This window comes from Moorena sp. SIO3E8 (genome assembly GCF_010692445.1).
In the GTDB taxonomy this organism is placed as follows: Bacteria; Cyanobacteriota; Cyanobacteriia; order Cyanobacteriales; family Coleofasciculaceae; genus Moorena; species Moorena bouillonii.
The window spans coordinates 1-2,207 of the sequence record NZ_JAAHHM010000313.1 but is presented as its reverse complement, the minus strand read 5'-3'; the positions used below and the strand labels follow the sequence as shown (position 1 = coordinate 2,207).

The following is a 2,207-nucleotide window of genomic DNA, read 5'->3' as shown; positions in this document are numbered from 1 at the left end:
GTGGCTGCGTGTGGCTTGTTCTAAGTAGGAGCCTCCCGAAACGGGAGGGGTATGACTTAGGTAACTCGCGGGGACAACCCCAAAAAGTTATAACTATCCATCTAGATGGAGGTGAAAGTCCTCCCCTTGAAGAGACAAGTGACTCCCTATCTTGGCCACACCGAGCAAGGCGACACCCTAGCAGAGTGAAGCTGGCACCAGGGCGGAATCAGACACCAATCAGATGGGTGACACTGCCGCTAATGGGGAAGGTGACATGGGTAACAGACAGCGAAAGTCCTGAAAAAGTGTCTAACGACTAAGCCGCAATCTGACTAGTACATGCGAGACTTGATTCCCGATTATTCTCACAGCGTCTTGACAGCCGTCAGCTGTAATCTCTGAGGAGGGAATAGGCAAATTGGACTGCCCTAAAGCACCACAACAATCTGATGGATGGAACAAGTAAAAACGGCAGCACTAATGAGTCTAAGGAAAAGGTCGTTCCCTTAGTAAGTTATGTCAAACTTAATCCTCACTGCCGGGTAGGATGCAGGCGAAAAACTGCCTGCGGGTATTCAGAGTATACAAAGTTCTAAGGAGAGCACAGTTAGACGCATGAGTAATCATAGCGAACTTTGGAAAAGCCAGAAGTGGAAGAAATTCCGCCAAAATCTTTTCCGCCTACAAAAACGTGTATACAAAGCGGTTCGAGCTGGTGACTTAAAGAAAGCCAGGTCCCTACAGAAACTGATACTGAAATCCCGTGCAGCACAACTCCTGGCCGTCCGACAAGTGACTCAGCTAAATAAGGGTAAAAAGACCGCTGGAATTGATGGCAAGTCAAGCCTCAATTACAGACAACGCATGGAATTGGTGGAAGCACTGAACGACTATGGCCATGACTGGCATCATAATCGACTACGAGAAGTCCCCATTAAGAAAAAGAATGGGAAAACTCGGACGCTAAAGATACCAACCATAGCCGACAGAGCATGGCAATGTCTAATTCTATACGCACTAGAACCCGCACACGAAGCCACATTCAGTGGTGACAGTTACGGATTCAGGACAGGAAGATGCGCTCAAGATGTCCAGAAAAGATTGTTCACACACCTACAATCCAATCACAACGGCATCAACAAACGTATCATCGAATTAGACATCAAAAAATGTTTTGACCGCATCTCCCATAACTCCATCATGGATAGATTGCTAGCACCTGCATGTCTGAAACAGGGGATATTCAGATGTTTAAAAGCAGGCATCAATCTGGAATTCCCGGAGCAAGGAACTCCCCAAGGCGGTGTAGTCAGCCCCTTATTAGCCAACATTGCACTTAACGGAATAGAAGACATACACACTAGTCTTCGGTACGCCGACGACATGGTGTTCATCTTAAAGCCAAAGGACGATGCCAACAAAATCCTCCAGAAGGTCAAAGACTTCCTGGCGGACAGAGGGATGGAAATCAATGAAGAAAAGACCAAACTGACTAAAACGACAGACGGATTTAACTTCCTGGGGTGGAAATTCCGCGTCAGAAAAGACGGAAAGTTCTCATGTACTCCCTCAGAGGAAAACCACAGGAACATACGTAAGAAGATTAAAACCGTGGTCAACTGCTCGAATTATGGTGCCAAAGTAAAAGCGAAAAAGTTAGCCCCAATCGTACGCGGATGGCGTAACTATCACAGTAGTTGCGATATGAGTAGCTCAAGGGACAGCTTATGGTTCATGAACCAAACCGCAAACCTAAAATTCCGAAAGGAAAAGAAAGTAAACCGGTATCAGGCCAACGAACTATGTAAAAAGGCATTCCCAAAAGTGGGGTACAAACAGAATCAACACGTGAACGTGAGGGGAACTAAGTCACCCTATGACGGCGACCTAGTATATTGGAGCAAAAGGAATTCACGCCTATACTCTGATATTACCTCTGAGGCATTGAAAAGGCAAAACCATTCCTGTGGACACTGTGGATTGAAGTTTCTAGAATTCGAGGATGTACATCTCCATCACATCGATGGAAACCACGACAACTGGAAAACAAAGAACTTACTAGCAGTTCACCGGAGCTGCCACCAACAGATACACTGGAGCAAGCCAAAAGGCCGGTCAAAGACCGAGTTTACCCAGGAGCTGGGTGAGGTGAAAGTCTCACGCCCAGTTCTGAAGCGGAGGTGCTCCCCTTAATAGGGGACATCGACCGTAACAAAGTCAGGCAT

At 46.7% G+C, this 2,207-nt stretch carries 2 protein-coding genes; both read left to right on the top strand.

Annotated elements, in window-relative coordinates; translation table 11 throughout:
- Nucleotides 1–302 (top strand): hypothetical protein (locus F6K46_RS39380; protein ID WP_293068848.1); only part of this gene is annotated, 302 nt, incomplete at its 5' end.
- A gap of 295 nt (nucleotides 303–597) precedes the next feature.
- Nucleotides 598–2,175 (top strand): reverse transcriptase domain-containing protein, encoded by a 1,578-nt coding sequence (locus F6K46_RS39375; protein WP_293068850.1) that lies wholly within the window; start codon nucleotides 598–600, stop codon nucleotides 2,173–2,175.
- Nucleotides 2,176–2,207: the final 32 nt, after the last annotated feature.